This is a genomic window from Variovorax paradoxus (genome assembly GCF_024734665.1).
Lineage (GTDB): Bacteria > Pseudomonadota > Gammaproteobacteria > Burkholderiales > Burkholderiaceae_C > Variovorax.
Map to the genome: position 1 here is coordinate 1,300,612 of NZ_CP102931.1, position 14,992 is coordinate 1,315,603.

16 protein-coding genes are annotated in these 14,992 nt (G+C 66.2%); 6 read left to right on the plus strand and 10 right to left on the minus strand.

Annotation, left to right across the window (positions count from 1 at the left end; genetic code table 11):
- Window positions 1-9 precede the first annotated feature (9 nt).
- Window positions 10-294, plus strand: a complete 285-nt coding sequence (locus NWF24_RS06155; RefSeq protein ID WP_258353420.1) for a hypothetical protein — start codon at window positions 10-12, stop codon at window positions 292-294.
- Between the two features lie 19 nt (window positions 295-313).
- Here the strand turns inward: NWF24_RS06155 and NWF24_RS06160 are convergent, their stop codons facing one another.
- Window positions 314-1,324: a LacI family DNA-binding transcriptional regulator gene (locus NWF24_RS06160; RefSeq protein ID WP_309148880.1), complete on the minus strand. Its 1,011-nt coding sequence runs from the start codon at window positions 1,322-1,324 to the stop codon at window positions 314-316.
- Window positions 1,325-1,602: 278 nt separating this feature from the next.
- Between NWF24_RS06160 and NWF24_RS06165 the strand changes: the two genes are divergently transcribed.
- From NWF24_RS06165 to NWF24_RS06180, 4 genes are read left to right on the plus strand one after another with little or no spacing between them, the layout of a single operon-like run.
- Window positions 1,603-2,526, plus strand: coding sequence for an SMP-30/gluconolactonase/LRE family protein (locus NWF24_RS06165; RefSeq protein WP_258353422.1), 924 nt, complete (start codon window positions 1,603-1,605; stop codon window positions 2,524-2,526).
- Window positions 2,523-4,049 (plus strand): sugar ABC transporter ATP-binding protein, encoded by a 1,527-nt coding sequence (locus tag NWF24_RS06170; protein ID WP_258353423.1) that lies wholly within the window; start codon window positions 2,523-2,525, stop codon window positions 4,047-4,049. The genes NWF24_RS06165 and NWF24_RS06170 overlap by 4 nt, the downstream gene beginning before the upstream one ends.
- Window positions 4,046-5,134 (plus strand): ABC transporter permease, encoded by a 1,089-nt coding sequence (locus NWF24_RS06175; protein WP_258353424.1) that lies wholly within the window; start codon window positions 4,046-4,048, stop codon window positions 5,132-5,134. Before NWF24_RS06170 ends, NWF24_RS06175 begins: the two co-directional genes overlap by 4 nt.
- Window positions 5,135-5,162: 28 nt before the next feature.
- Window positions 5,163-6,278: an ABC transporter substrate-binding protein gene (locus tag NWF24_RS06180; RefSeq protein ID WP_258353425.1), complete on the plus strand. Its 1,116-nt coding sequence runs from the start codon at window positions 5,163-5,165 to the stop codon at window positions 6,276-6,278.
- Between the two features lie 36 nt (window positions 6,279-6,314).
- Here NWF24_RS06180 and NWF24_RS06185 read toward each other — a convergent pair whose 3' ends face one another.
- The 3 genes from NWF24_RS06185 to NWF24_RS06195 form a co-directional block, all read right to left on the minus strand.
- On the minus strand, window positions 6,315-7,259 hold the full coding sequence (locus NWF24_RS06185) for an alkaline phosphatase D family protein (protein ID WP_258353426.1): 945 nt from the start codon (window positions 7,257-7,259) through the stop codon (window positions 6,315-6,317).
- A 117-nt stretch (window positions 7,260-7,376) separates the two neighbouring features.
- Window positions 7,377-7,778, minus strand: a complete 402-nt coding sequence (locus NWF24_RS06190; protein ID WP_093058600.1) for a phage holin family protein — start codon at window positions 7,776-7,778, stop codon at window positions 7,377-7,379.
- Entirely contained in the window at window positions 7,772-8,170 is a 399-nt protein-coding gene (locus NWF24_RS06195) for a VOC family protein (protein WP_258353427.1), read from the minus strand. Before NWF24_RS06195 ends, NWF24_RS06190 begins: the two co-directional genes overlap by 7 nt.
- Window positions 8,171-8,271: 101 nt before the next feature.
- Here NWF24_RS06195 and shkS point away from each other — a divergent pair, with 101 nt between their 5' ends.
- On the plus strand, window positions 8,272-9,687 hold the full coding sequence (gene shkS / locus NWF24_RS06200) for a surface-behavior sensor histidine kinase ShkS (RefSeq protein WP_093058602.1): 1,416 nt from the start codon (window positions 8,272-8,274) through the stop codon (window positions 9,685-9,687).
- Window positions 9,688-9,750: 63 nt separating this feature from the next.
- On the opposite strand, the gene NWF24_RS06205 is transcribed toward shkS, so the two are convergent.
- The 6 genes from NWF24_RS06205 to NWF24_RS06230 form a co-directional block, all read right to left on the minus strand.
- On the minus strand, window positions 9,751-10,353 hold the full coding sequence (locus NWF24_RS06205) for a LuxR C-terminal-related transcriptional regulator (RefSeq protein WP_093058637.1): 603 nt from the start codon (window positions 10,351-10,353) through the stop codon (window positions 9,751-9,753).
- Window positions 10,354-10,427: 74 nt separating this feature from the next.
- Window positions 10,428-11,759 carry a tryptophan--tRNA ligase gene (locus tag NWF24_RS06210; protein WP_258353428.1) on the minus strand — a complete coding sequence of 444 codons (1,332 nt, stop codon included), beginning with the start codon at window positions 11,757-11,759 and terminating at the stop codon, window positions 10,428-10,430.
- Window positions 11,760-11,775: 16 nt separating this feature from the next.
- Entirely contained in the window at window positions 11,776-12,447 is a 672-nt protein-coding gene (locus NWF24_RS06215) for a site-2 protease family protein (protein ID WP_258353429.1), read from the minus strand.
- A 41-nt stretch (window positions 12,448-12,488) separates the two neighbouring features.
- Entirely contained in the window at window positions 12,489-13,124 is a 636-nt protein-coding gene (locus NWF24_RS06220; RefSeq protein WP_093058605.1) for an L-threonylcarbamoyladenylate synthase, read from the minus strand.
- 14 nt (window positions 13,125-13,138) lie between these two features.
- Window positions 13,139-14,116: a DMT family transporter gene (locus NWF24_RS06225; protein ID WP_258353430.1), complete on the minus strand. Its 978-nt coding sequence runs from the start codon at window positions 14,114-14,116 to the stop codon at window positions 13,139-13,141.
- Window positions 14,113-14,970: a 3',5'-nucleoside bisphosphate phosphatase gene (locus NWF24_RS06230; RefSeq protein ID WP_258353431.1), complete on the minus strand. Its 858-nt coding sequence runs from the start codon at window positions 14,968-14,970 to the stop codon at window positions 14,113-14,115. Before NWF24_RS06230 ends, NWF24_RS06225 begins: the two co-directional genes overlap by 4 nt.
- Between the last annotated feature and the right edge of the window lie 22 nt (window positions 14,971-14,992).

A 14,992-nucleotide genomic window follows, 5' to 3' on the forward strand; every position in this document is an offset into this window, starting at 1 on the left:
GGACACGACATGCCCATCACGGTTCCGCTGGTCGACATCGCGCAGGCGCTGGCGCGGGCGGGCTGCCCCGGCAACCGTTGCGACCGCTACCGGCTCTACGAGGAGTGGGCGCGCGATTTTCAGGCCGACTTCGAGGCCCGCACCGCGGCCGGCCGCAAGCCGGAGCGCACCTACCTGCACGACGTGACGGCCTTCGCGTTGCGCCGGGCGGCGGCCTACGGGTTCGACGCGCGCTGCGAGGACTTCGGCGCGCGGCTGTGCAGCGAGGCGCGGCTGGTTGCCGGCGTGCGCTGACCCTGGAAGAACCCGGTACCTAGGAGCTTTCGCGCTGCTCGATGCGGAACGGGATCAACACTGTCTCCGCAGGCGGCCGATGCCCCTCGCGCGCACCGTCGATCACACGCAGCAGCAGTTCGCCCGCCGCCTTGCCGATGCCCACGCAATCCACCGCCACGGTGGTGATGCGCGGATGGCAGGCGCGCGCCACTTCGAAGTCACCGAAGCCCGCAATCGCGATGCGGCCCGGCACGTTCCAGCCGCGGCGCTGGCATTCCATCAGCGCGCCGAAGGCCGAGAGGTCTGACACGCAGATCACCGCATCCACGTCGGGCCACTGACGCACCAGCTGCACCACCGCCTCGCCGCCTTGCGCCATCGAGATCGGCGGCTGGCCGAAGCTGATGACGCGGCCGTCGGGTAGACCCAGTTCGCGGATCGCCTCCGCATAGCCGCGCTGCCGGTCCGCGCCGCGCGTGTCGCGGTTCGATGTGCCGCCGATGAAGGCGATTCGCCGGTAGCCCTTGCCGTGCAGGTGGCGCACCATCGCGGCCGCAGCCTGCGCGTTCGAGAAGCCGACCGTGTGTTCGATGGGTGTGGCGGGCAGGTCCCAGGTCTCGACCACCGGTACGCCGGCGGCCTGCAGCATCGAGCGCGCGGCGGGCGTGTGCGAGCCGCCCGTGAGGATCACGCCTTCGGGCCGGCGCGCGAGCATGGCGCGCAGCAGGCGCTCTTCTGTTTCCACGCGGTAGTCGGTGTAGCCCAGCAGCAGTTGCAGGCCGCGTGCTTCCACCGCCGCGGTGATGCCCTGCGCGGTTTCCGAGAAGTTGGAGTTGTTGAGCGACGGGATCAGCACCGCGATGAAGCCCGAGCGCTTGCTGGAGAAGGTGCGTGCCGTCTGGTCGATGACGTAGCCCATTTCCTCGCAGGCCTGCAGGATGCGTTGGCGCAGCGCCTCGGAGGTCACGCGGTCGCTGCTCGCGCCGCGGTTGAGCGCGCGCGACACCGTCATCTTCGACACACCGACGCGCGCGGCCACGTCGGCCATCGTCGCGGGGCGGGTGAGGGGGGCGGCAGCAGCGGTGGCTTTGTTTGGAGGCAAGGGCTTCTTTCTCTCTCGGAAATGCGGGTTCGAGGATATGCGACGCGGGGTCAGATACCGATAACCTGTAAATCGCCGATTTAGGTATGTAAAGAATACAGCGATTGATTCTTTTATAAGAATGAAAAATAGCGCAATCAGCGTACGGGAAAAGCCTAAGTTACCGGTATCTTTTGCGGTGCCACACTGCGAGCCCCAAGTTCAGGGAAACCAGCGCCGTGGCCATGACCATCGAAGTCTTCGATTCCCGTTTCGCCCCCGTGGCCCGCGATGCCGGTCCGCTCGAGCGCCTGTGCACCGGTGCCGCCTGGAGCGAAGGTCCGGTGTGGATGCGCGAAGACGGCGCGGTGCTGTGGAGCGACATTCCCAACAACCGCATGCTGCGCTGGCATGCCGAAGGCGGCATGAGCGTGTGGCGCGAGGGCGCGGAGTTCACCAACGGCCACACCCGCGAGGCCGACGGCGCTTTGCTGCATTGCTCGCACGGCCAGCGCGCCATCGTGCGCACGCGCTTCGGCCCGGGCCTGCTGCCGCTGGATGACGAGGTGGTGGTCGACCGCTATCAGGGCCGCCGGCTCAACTCGCCCAACGACATCGTCGTGAAGCGCGACGGCAGCATCTGGTTCACCGATCCGCCGTACGGCATCGTGTCCGACCATGAAGGGCACAAGGCCCAGAGCGAACTGGGCCGCAACCATGTGTTCCGCTTCGACCCCGCAAGCGGCGCGTTGCGCTCGGTGAGCGATTTCGTCGAAGAGCCCAACGGGCTGGCCTTCTCGCCCGACGAAAGCATCCTCTATGTGAGCGACACATCGGCCGCCTTGCGCACCGACGGCTCGGGGCATCACCATATCGTCGCCTTCGAGGTGATCGGCGGGCAGGACCTTGCCAGCCCGCGCGTGTTCGCGGTCGTGAACCCGGGGCTTGCGGACGGCTTTCGCGTCGACGTGCACGGCTTCGTCTACACGAGCAGCGCCGACAGCGTACAGGTCTATCACCCTGACGGCACGCGCATGGCGCGCATTGCGGTGCCGGAGAAGGTGGGCAACCTGACCTTCGGTGGCAATGACGGCAACGAGCTGTTCGTGTGCGCCTCGACATCGCTCTACCGCATTCGCCTGAACACCCGCGGGGCGGTGCGCGCATGAGCACCGCTTCTGCCTTGCTGCAGTTCCAGGGCATCAGCAAACGCTTCGGCGGCACGCAGGCGGTCGACAACGTCACGCTCGACGTGCGCGCCGGAGAAATCCTCGCGCTGCTCGGCGAGAACGGTGCGGGCAAGTCCACGCTCATCAAGCTGCTCGCGGGTATCTATCCCGCGGACCAGGGCGAGATTCTTTTCGACGGCCGACCGCAAGCCGACTGGCGGCGCAGCGACCGGCGCGAGCAGCCGGTTGCGTTCATCCACCAGGACCTGGGCCTTGTCGAATGGATGACGGTTGCCGAGAACGTGGGCCTGGGCACCGGTTATCCGCGCCGCTTCGGCCTCATCGACTGGTCCGCCGCGAACGACACGGCGCGCCGCGTGATGGCGCGCGTGGGCTGCGACATCGATCCAGGCCGCCGCGTGTTCTCGCTCACGCGCGCCGAGAAGTCGCTGCTGGCCATCGGCCGCGCGCTTGAAGTGAAGGCGCGGCTGCTGGTGCTCGACGAGCCCTCGGCCAGCCTTCCGATGAGCGACGTGGAGCGCATGTTCGGCGTGCTGCGCGAATTGCGCCGGCAGGGCATGGCAATGCTGTACGTGTCGCACCGGCTCGACGAGGTGATGGCCATTTCCGACCGCGCGGCCGTGATGCGCGACGGCAAGCTGGTGGCGGTGAAGGACACGGCGCAGACGAACGAGGGCGAACTCGTCGGGCTGATCGTGGGCAAGGCGCTGTCGGCTTCGGTGCAGAAGGCGAAGGCACCTGAACCCGGGAGCGGCGAGCCTGTGCTGCAGCTCGACGGCGCGGCCAGCGGCAACGCCGGCCCGTTGAGCCTCGCCGTGCACCGCGGCGAAGTGCTGGGCCTCGTCGGCCTGCGCGGCGCGGGCCACGAGGCCATCAGCCGCGCGATCTTCGGCCGCGAGCCGCTGTCGGCCGGCCGCATGCGACTGCTCGGCAACGCATGCGCCTTCACGTGTTCCGCCGACGCCATTCGCGCCGGCGTGGCCTACGTTGCCGGCGAGCGCCTTGAAGAAAACCTTGCCGGTTCGATGACCGTGCTGGAGAACCTCTTTCCCAACGCCGCATTGCATGGCGACCGTGGCCTTGCCTTCGACCGCCCGCGCCGGGAGAACGACCAGGCACTCGCGCTCATCCGGCGCTTCGACGTCAATCCGCCCGCGCCGTCCGCCGAAGTGCAGCAGCTCTCCGGCGGCAACCAGCAGAAGGTGGTGCTGGCGCGCTGGTTCCACCTGGACAAGCCGCTGGTAGTGCTCGAAGAACCCACCGCAGGCGTGGACGTTGGCGCCAAGCGGCAGATCTACGGCGTGCTGCGTGAGCGCGCCGAGGCCGGCACGGCGCTGATCGTCGTCTCCACCGACTTCGAGGAAATCGCGACCGTGTGTACCCGCGTGCTCGTGTTCCGCGACGGCCTGATCGCGGCCGAACTCACGGGCGACGCGATCACGGTCGAAAAGCTATTGGCATTGGCAGCAGGCGCGGCAACGCGCGAGGAGATTCACGCATGAGCAGTTCCATCCGGTCCACGGCGCTGGAGCCCGACAAGTCCCTCGACGGCGAGGCCATTTCCCTTGCGCAGAGCATCGGCCGCGCGATGCCGGTCTACGGGCTCGTGGTGCTGATGGTGGCGCTGGCGCTGCTGTTCTCGGTGCTGCTGCCCGACACCTTTCCGACGCTGTTCAACCTGCGCGCGATCCTGGCCGACAAGTCGGTGATTGCACTGCTGGCACTGGCCGCGACCATCCCGATGATCACCGGCAAGATCGATCTCACGGTGGGCTACGGCATTGTGCTGTGGCACATCCTCGCGATCAGCCTGCAGACGCAGCTCGGCCTGCCGTGGCCGGCGGCAGTGCTGGTGGTACTGGCGTGCGCGGCGCTGTTCGGCGTGCTCAACGGACTGCTGGTCGAACTGGCGCAGATCGATTCGTTCATCGCCACGCTGGGTACGGGCACCGTGATCTACGCGGTGGCCATGTGGCACAGCGGCGGGCGGCAGGTGGTGGGCGAGTTGCCCGACGGTTTTGTCGGCATCGCGGGCGGCAACCTGCTGGGGCTGCCGGTGGGCGCGTTCTATGTGCTTGCGGTGAGCGTCACGCTGTGGGTCGTCACCGAGTTCACGCCGCTGGGCCGCGCGCTGTACGTGATTGGCGCGAACCCGAAGGCGGCGCAGCTCAACGGCATTTCGGTGCGCAGGCATGTGATGGGCGCGTTCGTCGCGTCGGGGCTGCTGTCGGGCTTTGCGGGCGTGCTGCTGGCTTCGCGGCTGCAGATCGGGCAGGCGAGCGTGGGGCTCGAATTCCTGCTGCCTGCGCTGGTGGGTGCGTTCCTTGGTTCGACCACCATCCGGCCCGGTCGCGTGAACGTGTGGGGCACGCTGGTTGGCGTGGCGATTCTTGCCATCGGCATCTCGGGCATCCAGCAGTTCGGCGGCGCCTTCTATGTGGAGCCGCTTTTCAACGGCCTGACGCTGCTGGTGTCCATCGGCATCGCGGGCTGGGCGCAGCAGCGGCGCAACCGTTCGATCAAGCGGCGCATTGCCGAGCGGCAGCTCGATCACGCGCAACCCGTTCCCTCAACGCCGTCGGAATGACGGCTCATCACAACGACTGGAGACAAGCATGAAGAAGAGTGTTCCCGCACGCACCGTCGCCGCTGCCGTGCTGGCCCTGTGCGCCGCCACGCTGGCACCCAAGGCCATGGCCGATGACTTTCTCGATGCTGCGAAGAAGAAGGTCGAGATCGCGACCATGACCAAGGAAAAGTGGGACGGCCCCACCACCGGCCCCAAGGCCAGCGCCGGAAAGACCATCGTCTTCGTCGCGGGCGACATGAAGAACGGCGGCATCGTCGGCGTCAGCAAGGGCGTGGAAGAAGCAGCCCGCGCCATCGGCTGGACGGTGCGCGTCATCGACGGGCAGGGCACCGTGAGCGGGCGCACCGCCGCGCTCAATCAGGCGCTGGCCGTCAAGCCCGCGGGCATCGTGGTCGGCGGCTTCGACACCACCGAGCAGAAGGCTGCGTTCGCGGGCGCCGCGAAGTCGGGCATTCCGCTGGTCGGCTGGCACTCGGGCGAGCAGCCGGGCCCGAACGACAAGGCGGGCCTGTACGCCAACGTGACCACCGTGACCGACGACGTGGCCGACGTCGCCGCCTCGTGGGTGGTGGCCGATTCTGGCGGCAAGGCCGGCGTGGTGATCTTCACCGACTCGCAGTACGCCATTGCGCTGTACAAGGCGCGCGCCATGGAGGCTGTCATCAAGAAGTGCGGCGGCTGCACCGTGCTGAGCTTCGAGGACAGCCCCATCGCCGAAAGCTCCACCCGCATGCCGCAGCTCACCACCTCGCTGCTGCAGCGCTTCGGCGACAAGTGGACGCACTCGCTGGCCATCAACGACCTGTACTTCGACTTCATGGGCCCCTCGCTCACGGCGGCAGGCAAGAAGGGCGACGGTTCGCCCAAGGCCGTGTCGGCCGGCGACGGCTCCGAGGCTGCCTACCAGCGCATCCGCACGCAGCGCTTCCAGGCCGGTACCGTGCCGGAGCCGCTGAACATGCAGGGCTGGCAGATCGTGGACGAACTCAACCGCGCCTTCGCCAAGGAGAAGTGGTCGGGCTACGTGCCCAAGGTGCACCTTGTGACGGTGGGCAATGTGGGCAAGGACGGCGGGCCGAAGAACGTGTTCGACCCGGACAACGGCTATCGCACGCAGTACAAGACCGTGTGGGGCAAGTAACTGCCGCAAGGGTGCCGAGAGGCACCCCAGGTGCCTTCATCGGATCTCCTTGTGCACGAAGGTGGTGTTGTCGATGACGTTGTGCCTCTCGAGCCCGCGCTTGTTGAACAGCTTGATGTCGGTGCTCGCTGGCGAGTATTCGAGGATGCCGAAGTTCTCGCGTTCGCCGGTGTAGTAGTACTTGGTGACGAAGGCGCCGGAGGAGACGACCTCGAACATCTTCGTCTCGCCGGCTGGCGGCAGGAACGCGTTCTCGTGGATGTCGCCGGTCAGGAAGATCACGTTGCGCTTGTAGATGATTTCGCGGAATTTCGCGTAGTCGTCGCGGTAGCGCATCCAGCCGTTGCCGGTTGCGCGGATCGGCATGCCGGCGCAGATCAGCACGTAGCCTTGCTCGTTGGCCAGTTCCTGCTTGAGATAGTCGAGCTGCTTCTGCCCGAGCAGCGGGCTCGCGTCGCCGGGGTCTTTGCTGTACCAGCGGGTGTCGAGAAAAATCGCCTTGCCGATGCGCTGCTGCTGGTGCATCAGGGGCACCGAGTAGTAGATGCCGTCGGTCTTGGGGTCGAGGTGCGCGGGGTTGCGCAGCTGCTCGATCTCCATGTATTTGGTGAACAGCCGGCGGGTTTCCTGCTTCACCGGCGCCTTGACGTCCGAGCCGTGCGCGTTGTTCCAGGCAAAGTCGTGGTCGTCCCAGGTGCCGTACACGCCGCCGCCGTTGTCCTGCCGCTGGCGCAGCGCGGTTCGCAGCGCCTTGAAATTCGGCACGTTCCATTGCGCTTCGTACTTTCCCCGCATCACGTCGGCGAACTTGGCGGCGTCCCACTTGGACGGTTCGCCAAGTTTGGGAAAGAAATCCATGTAGATCTGGTCGCCCAGCAGGAACAGGTAGTCCGGCTGCTCCTGCGCAATGCGGTCCCAGACATGCTGGTAGCCGCCGGGGCCGGACTCGAAGTTCATGCACGACGTGAAGGCGATCTTCATGGGGGCTCCTCATTCACCGGTCTGTATGCCGGGTGAGGCGGATCATAGGCAGCCCTTGCGCGTTGTCTCTCCGCAAAACATGGGATGGCGCCGTGTGCTCAGGCGCGCGCGCTCAGTTCAGAGCCAGTTGCCGCTTTGCGGCATCTGCACCTTCTCGGCCGGGTCGTCGCTGGTCACGAACGAGCCGATGGCGATGCTCAGCAGCGAGATGAAGATGCTTGCGAACAGCGCGGTCCAGAAGCCCGACACCTTGAAGCCCTTCACCAATGCCGCCACCAGCAGGATCATCAGCGCGTTGATGACCAGCAGGAACAGCCCGAAGGTCACCAGCGTCAGCGGCAGCGTGAGCACGATCAACAGCGGCTTGACGACGGCGTTGGCCAGGCCCAGCAGCAGCGCCGAGACCACCAGCGCGCCGGTGCTGTCGAACTTGAGTCCGCGAAACAGGTGGCTGGCCACCCACAGCGAGATGGCGGTAATGGCCCAGTGGATGAGGAAGGGGGTCAGGTTGTTCAGCATGGGTTTGGTGTGTGGCAGCAGATGCAGAGTTTGTTTCCGTCCGGATCGCGGAAGTAGGCGCCATAGTAGTCCGGGTGGTAGTGCGGCCTGAGGCCGGGCGGGCCTTCGCACACGCCGCCATGCGCGAGGGCGGTGGCATGGGCGCGGTCCACCGTGGCCCGGTCGGCGGCCATCAGCGCCACCATCTGTCCGTTGCCGGGCGAAGCGGCTTGGTCGTCGTACGGGGTACCCACCAGGAAGAGCGGGCGGGGCGCATCAGGGCTTTGCCAACCGGCCCAGGGCTTGCCGTCATCGCGAAACCTCAGCTTGAGGCCGAGCTCGCCCATGAGCGCCGAATAGAAGGAGAAGGCGCGCTCGAAGTCGTTCGCGCCGATGTAGACGTGAGACAGCATGCGAGTGAATTCTTCCTGGTTAGCCTTTGAATTGTTGAGCGTTGTTTTCGATTGTCACCCCGGGAAACAATTGCGGGCTGGCCGTTAAGATCGCCGCTCTTATGGCCAACGCGTCTATCGCCAGCATGACCCCCGCCCCGGCTTCGGCCGACGAGGCCGAATCGTGGGTGCGCGGCGAGCTCATCCGCAGCCTGATGCGCTCCGCGCGGGGCTCGTATTTTGTCTCGGCCGCGCTCATGCCCGCGATGGTCGGCCTGAACTGGGCCTACGTGCCCCGGTGGGAGCTGCTCACATGGCTCGTGGCCGGCCTCATCGCCACCGCGTGCCGCGCATGGGGCGCGCGGGTCTATGCGGTGCGCTATGCCGGGCGCAGCGCGGCGGCGCAGCAGCAGTTCACCGAGCGCTACGGCTTCGTCTGGAGCACCAGCGCGGTGGTGTGGGGGCTATCGGTGCTGCTGTTCTTCGAGCGCACGCCGCAGGTCAACCAGTTCATGAGCTGGCTCATCGTGGCCGGCGTGGGCACCTTCCCGCTCAACGGGCTGGCGCTGCATCCGCCGCTGCTCAAGCGCTACGTCAACACGCTGTTCATCACGATGCTGGGCGCGGTGGTGATCCGCCTGGCGTCGATCGCGCTGCACCATCCGCAGTTCCAGTACGGCTACCTGATGCCCATCCTGCCGATCCTTCACTGGTTCCTGCTGCTGCGGGCGGGGCGGCACATTCACGAGACGGCGCGCAACAGCCTGGAGCTGCTGTTCCACAACCACATCCTGATCAAGTCGCTGACCCAGCAGCGGCAGGCGGCGGTGTCGGCCGTGGCCATGAAGAACCGTTTCCTGGCCAGCGCCGCGCACGACATGCGCCAGCCGGTGCTGGCACTTTCGTTGTACGCCGACTGGCTGCGCAACGAGCCGGAGCTGGTGCTGGAGCTCGCACCGAAGATCGTGCGCGCCACGCATGCGGTGAATGCGCTGTTCGACTCCATGTTCGACCTGGCGCGGATCGACTCGGGCCAGGTGCGCCTGCATGTCGAGCGGGTCGATGTGCCCGAGCTGCTGCACGACCTCGAGCTGCAATACCGCCCGGTGGCCGAGAGCCGTGGGCTGGACTTCCGCGTGCACGTGTGCGAGGGCTCGTTCCTGACCGACCCCATTCGCGTGCGCCGCATGATCGGCAACCTGCTGGCCAACGCCATCAAGTACACGGCCGAAGGCGGCGTGCTGCTGGCCGCGCGGCAGACACGCGACGGCCTGCGCGTGGAAGTGTGGGACACCGGCATCGGCATCGCGCCCGAGCACTTGCGCGACGTGTTCCTGGAGTTCTACAAGGTGGCGGACCATGCCGGCACCTCCGACGGCTTTGGCCTGGGCCTTGCCATCGTCGCGCGGTTGTCGCACGTGCTGGGCCACCCCGTCAGCGTGCGTTCGCGCCTGGGCAGCGGCAGCGTGTTCCGCGTGGCGCTGCACGACGCCGATGAAGCGGTAGCGCAAGCCCGCGTGAGCGCGTCGGGCGGCTGAGCGCCACATAAAAAACCGCGCACAGGGCGCGGTTCTGGAGGTCGTCAGGCTCGCCGGCGGGAATCAGCCCGACAGCAAGCCGTTGGTGCGCGCGTAGTGCAGAGCCTGCGTGCGGCTCTTCACGCCGAGCCTGCGGAACAGGCGCCACAGGTGCACCTTCACCGTGTGCTCGCTGATCTCCAGGTCGGTGGCGATGTCGCGGTTGCTCATGCCCTTGTCGAGCATGGCGATCAGCTGCGTCTGCCGCTTCGACAGCTTGCCGCTGTTGGCGGCTGGCATTTCGTCGGCTTCATCTTCCGAGCCTGCCATCAGCAGGCCGCGCAAGGCAGCCGCCAGCTCGTTGGAACTGGCCGACTTCTCGATATAGGTGTCCGCGCCCGCTTCGATGCAGGCGTCCTCCATGTCCGCGGAAGGTGCCGCCGAATACACGGCAATGGGCACGTTCGGATAGACCTGCTTGACCGCGATCACGCCCGACACGCCATTGGTGTCCGGGAGCTTCAGGTCCAGGCAGAAGAGGGTGGGCGCACCACGCTGCTGCACCGAGCTCGCGAGCTTGTCGAGGCGCTCGAGCTCGACGATGTTCTCGGCCGGACGCAATCGCCGCAAGACCATCACGATCGCGTCGCGCATCAGGGGGTGGTCGTCGATGACATAAATGCTCATGTTTTCTTCCTTTGTGATCGCACCGTCTTCTCTCTTCCTGCTCATCGGCGGATAAGCCGATGGGCTTTGCCGGATCAACTCCCGCTTGTTGTGGGTGTTGCCTCCGTCAGGGCCTCCAGCGCCTCGGTGACGGCGCGTGTTCCTTCTGTGTCGATGGGTTCCAGCTGGCTGGCCAGCGTGGTCAATGCTTCGCCGCGCTGCGTCTGCAAGATCGCGATGGTACGGCCCGCTTCCTGCGGCGACGTGAATCCACGGCTTTGCAGCAGGGTTTCGCCGCGCGCATCCAACAGCTTGAAATAGAAAAGCCCGTCCGCCTTTTCGCGGTACTGCTTGAAACTTGGCTTCGCGACCTTGGCCGCCTTGGCTGCGCCCTTGTCCTTGCCGGCCGCGAGATTGCGCAGGCCGACCGCGTGGCGCAGGCTGGCCATGAATGGCTTCGACAACGCCTGAGCCTTCTCGGCGCCGACGAGCAGCGTGCGCTCGATCTGCGCCGGGTCGTTCATGAGCGCGTCGTAGCGCGCGCGCAGCGGCGCCACTTCATGGTCGATGCGCTCGAACAGCAACTGCTTGGCATCGCCCCAACTAATGCCATTGGCGTACTCCTTGCGCAGCGACTCGGTTTCTTCGGCGCTGGCAAAGGCCTGGTAGATCTGGAACAGGGCCGAGCCCTCGGTGTCCTTCGGCTCGCCGGGGGCGCGCGAGTCGGTCACGATGCTGGAGATCTGCTTTTGCAGCTGCGCGCGCGGCGCAAACAGCGGGATCGTGTTGCCGTAGCTCTTGCTCATCTTGCGGCCGTCGAGGCCGGGCAGGGTGGCAACGGCGTCGTCGATCTCGGCCTCAGGCAGCGTGAAGTGATCGCCGTACAGGTGGTTGAAGCGCTGCGCCATGTCGCGCGCCATCTCGATGTGCTGCACCTGGTCGCGGCCCACGGGCACCTTGTGGGCGTTGAACATCAGGATGTCCGCGCCCATGAGCACCGGGTACATGAAGAGGCCGGCCGTCACGTCGGCGTCGGGGTCCTCGCCCTTGGCCACGTTCTTGTCGAGCTGCGCTTTGTATGCATGCGCGCGGTTGAGCACGCCCTTGCCGGTGACGCAGGTGAGGAACCAGGTCAGCTCGGGGATCTCGACGATGTCCGACTGGCGATAGAAGGTGACGCGCTCGGGGTCGAGCCCGCAGGCCAGCCAGCTGGCGGCGATCTCTAGCGTGGAGCGCTGGATGAGTGCTGGCTCCTGCACCTTGATGAGCGCGTGGTAGTCGGCCAGGAAGAAGAAGCTCTGCACACCGGGCGCGACGCTTTGCCGCACCGAATGGCGGATCGAACCGACGTAGTTGCCGAGGTGCGGCGTGCCCGACGGCGTGATGCCGGTCAGGACGCGCAGGGGAGCTTGGGAAGACGAAGCCATGGGACGAAGAGGGAACTTAGCGCAGCAAAGCCACGAGCGGAATGAGGAACGTATTGATGATGGCGTAGCCCGCAGCCATCAGCGGCTGCAGCCAGAGCTTGCCGAGGACTCCGGCCAGCACCAGCGCCATCACGATGAAGAAGCCGTAGGGCTCGATGCGCGCAAGAAAGTTTGGCACTGGTCCATTCGGCAGCAACCCGACGAGGATGCGGCCGCCATCGAGCGGTGGCAAGGGGAACAGGTTGAAGGCCCACATCACGAGGTTGACCAGCACGCCACCCTGCGCCATCTGTACGAAGAAAGGTTCGTCGATGCCCGCAGCGCGTAGCAGAACGAAGAGGATGGCCCATATGAGTGCCATCACGAAGTTCGCGGCCGGCGCTGATAGCGACACCCAGAGCAGATCCCGCTTCGGATTGCGCAGGTTGCTCGGATCGAACGGAATCGGCTTGGCATAGCCAAACAGCAACGCACCTGAGGTCGCAAAGTACAGCACCAGCGGGATCAGCAGCGTGCCGATGGGATCGATGTGCTTGATCGGGTTTAGTGTGAGCCGGCCCATCATGGCTGCCGTCTGATCGCCGAAGTGGCTTGCCACGCGGCCCCGGACCACGGCGGGCACCGTAATGGCGAACAGCACCGGCAGCGCCAGGATCAGGACGGTTTGAATCTGACTTGAAATATCCACTGGGCGATTGTGTCAGACGGGAGTGGTTCTCAGCCCCGATTTCAGAGGCCAAGCACAGCCAATGCACCGCGCCCCTGGCGCACCACGACCGGCTCGTCGCCCGTGCCCATGGGCGTGAGGTCGACCACCGTGGTTGGCTGCGACGGGCAGGCACCGGCATCGATGACGCCAGCAATCTGCTTCTCGAAGCGCTCGCGGATGATCTGCGCGTCGTTCAACGCCTCGGTTTCGCCCGGTGCGATCAGCGTGGTGGCCAGCAGCGGTGCGCCGTGCAGCGACAGCAGCTCCAGCAGCACCTTGTGATCAGGCACGCGCAGGCCGATGGTCTTGCGCTGCGGATGGCTCACGCGGCGCGGCACTTCCTTGGTGGCTTCGAGCAGGAATGTGTAGGGGCCGGGCGTGGCCGCCTTCAACAGGCGGTATTGTTTGTTGTCGACGCGTGCGTAGTTGGCCAGCTCGCTCAGGTCGCGGCACAGCAGCGTGAGGTGATGCTTCTCGTCGACCTGGCGGATGCGGCGCAACTGGTCGACCGCGTCCTTGTCGTCGAGGTGGCAGGCCAGCGCATAGCTGGAGTCGGTGGGCACCGCAATGATCTCGCCGCGCTCGAGCAGCGTGACGGCCTGCTTCAGCAGCCGCTGCTGCGGGTTCTCGGGGTGGACTTCGAAGTACTGGGCCATGAAAAAACTCCGGATCAGGATTCGGCGGGCTCGATAGGCACGCGGCGCTCGCGCACCGTGAGCCACGCGCCGGCCGCACCGCAGACCGCGATCATCGCCATGCCGATGAGCGAGTAACGGTCGGGCAGTTGGGAAAAGATGAGCCAGCCGCCGAGCATGGCAAAAGCGATCTGGGCATAAAGATAAGGCGTGAGCGTGGATGCCGGCGCGCGCTGGTAGGCCAGGATCAGGATGAAGTGACCCACCGTGCCCATGAAACCCATCAGGCACAGCAGCGCCCACCAATGCCATGAGTCCAGCTCGGTCCACACGAAGGGCACTGCGAGCGATGCAATCAGCGCGCCGACCCAGCCGGTATAGAAATGCATCGTGAGCGGGTTCTCGGTCTGCGCGAGCTTGCTCGTGAGCACCTGGAACCACGCATTGGTCAGCACCAGCCCGATCGGCAGCAGGATGGCCCAGCTGAATGCGTCGCCGCCCGGCCGCAGGATGACCAGCGTGCCGATGAAGCCACCCGCCACCAGTACCCAGCGCAGCGGCGACACATATTCCTTGAGCGTGGTGGCGGCCAGCAGCGTGATCACCAGCGGTGCGATCAGCACGATCGACGTGAACTCGGCCAGCGGCATGTAGCGCAGGCTCAGGAAGGCCAGCGTGCTCGACACCAGCAGCAGCGCACCGCGCAGCAACTGGTAGCGCGGGTGCCGCGTGCGCAGCAGCGCCGTGCCATGCAGTGGCAGGAGCACGGCCGTGGTGGCCACGGCCTGGAATGCATAGCGGAACCACACGCCCATGAGGATGGGCACGCCTGCGGTAGAGGCCTTGGTTGCGGTGTCGAGCGTGGCGAAGCAGGCCACGGCCACCAGCACCAGGCCGATGCCCGCGAGGATGCGGCCCGATTCGGTGTCGCGTGCCTTTTGCGCCGCGAGGCGCGCATTCGCCAGCGCAACGGTTGCCGCGTTGTCGATGCCGGTCCCGGGGTTCTGGCTCACTGCTGGATGCGATCGCCGAGCAGTTCCCACACAGGAGTGAGCGCGCCGGGCAACGGCGGCAGCTTGCCGAGATCGCAGTGACTCTCGTCGGGGCTGTGGAAATCGCTGCCGCGCGAGGCGGCGAAATCGAACTCGAGCGCCTTGTCGGCGTACTCGACATATTCGGCCGGCGTGTGGCTGCCGGTGACGACCTCGATCGCCTTGCCACCATGCGCCTTGAATTCGAGGAACAGCGCGTACTCCTCGTTGGCCGTGAACTTGTAGCGGCCTGGGTGCGCGATCACGGCCATGCCCTTGGCGGCGGTGATCCAGTGCACAGCGTCCTTCAGCGAGGCCCAGCGGTGCGGCACGTAGCCGGGCTTGCCTTCGGTGAGGAACTTGCGGAACACCTCGGGCGTGTCGCGGCAGTGGCCTTGCTCGACGAGGAAGCGCGCGAAGTGCGTGCGCGAAATGAGTTCGGGGTTGCCGACGAACCTGAGCGCGCCTTCGTACGCACCGTGGATGCCGACCTTGGCCAGCCCCTCGGACATTTCCTGCGCGCGCTTGCCGCGGCCGCCGCGTGTGTCGTAGAGGCCTTGCGACATGGACGCGTCGTCGGCATCGAAGCCCAGGCCGACGATGTGCACTGTTTCGCCCGCGAAGGTCACCGAGATCTCGGTGCCGGTGAGGTAGCGCATGCCGTTTGCACGCGCTGCCGCAGCGGCGCGGTGCTGGCCGCCGACCTCGTCGTGGTCGGTGAGGGCCCAGAGTTCGACCCCGTTGGCAGCCGCGCGCGCGGCCAATTCTTCGGGCGTCAGTGTGCCGTCGGAGACCACGGAGTGGCAGTGAAGATCGGCATTGAGAATGGAGGACACCCTCGCATTCTATGGGGTCTGG